The 945-nt window shown below is 26.9% G+C and carries 1 protein-coding gene; it reads right to left on the bottom strand.

Features of this window, described 5'->3' with window-relative positions; all coding sequences use genetic code 11:
* Positions 1–415 precede the first annotated feature (415 nt).
* On the bottom strand, positions 416–583 hold the full coding sequence (locus N1032_RS24085) for a hypothetical protein (RefSeq protein WP_259542991.1): 168 nt from the start codon (positions 581–583) through the stop codon (positions 416–418).
* Between the last annotated feature and the right edge of the window lie 362 nt (positions 584–945).

Genomic DNA, 945 nt, shown 5'->3' with positions numbered 1-945 from the left:
CATTTCATAATTAGTTTTCTCCCTTAAATTTTTTGTAGATTTGTGGAAATGCCTGTTGAAGAAAATATAAATCCCTTTTCATCAGTCATTCCTTGTTGTATTTCTTGTCATCAGTAGTAATTATATCATTTTTCTTACTTTCCAAAAAGAATTTGATAAATTTTATTTTTTCCAATTTGTTTTTAATCGTTTCCCTTTTGTTGATTACCTTAACCTGTAATGCTTTCATTAGTTCTCTCTTTCATTTTTGAGTTGTATTTCGCCAACTCTATACACAATAAGAATTATAAACTATTTTAATGAGAGATAAAAATTTTGTTTGTTTTGTTTAATTATATTTAATTCTCATTGTGTATAGAGTTAGCAAAATGCTAATCTACTTAAACAATGGCTCGGTGCTAAAGTTAGCATTTTCTCAGTTGTTGATGCTCATTTCGCATTTGCCATTGTCATAATCAAAAACAGGATGATACATTCTTTTTGTATTTTTCATTTTCAAGAATACCATTTTCTCACTAGTTCCGTTTATATTGTTTATATAAATTGTAGTATTCTTTGGCAATTTATCAAAATCAATTTCCATTTTTGGCATTGTTGATGATAAAGCACTTAAACTTGTGCTAATCTTATTTATCAAGTCCTGTAATTCTCGTGATTCTTTTATTGCCTGTGATGTTCTTTTGGCTCACTCTTCACTATTTCATAATTGTTCTAATTTATTGTGATAACCCTTTCTTTCATCAATCAATTTATTAAAACCATCAGATAAGTTAATTGCCATTTGTTTTTGTTCGTCAGTTCATTTGTTTAAGTTCATATTTTTTCTCTCTTTCTTTTATCCCTAAAATTATACCATAAAACCATTTTAGATAAAAATTATTTTTGATTTTCTTTTTGTCGGTTGTGATTTCATAACCACGATTATAGGCAATAAGAAATTCATTA

Origin of the sequence: Herbiconiux daphne (assembly GCF_024979295.1) — a bacterium.
In the GTDB taxonomy this organism is placed as follows: Bacteria; Actinomycetota; Actinomycetes; order Actinomycetales; family Microbacteriaceae; genus Herbiconiux; species Herbiconiux daphnes.
The sequence above is the reverse complement of the archived record's forward strand: the minus strand, read 5'-3'. Positions and strand labels throughout refer to the sequence as shown.

Excerpts from the sequence above, each read along its gene's own strand:
- N1032_RS24085 (WP_259542991.1), bottom strand. The coding sequence starts at position 583 with ATGGAAATTGATTTTGATAAATTGCCAAAGAATACTACAATTTATATA.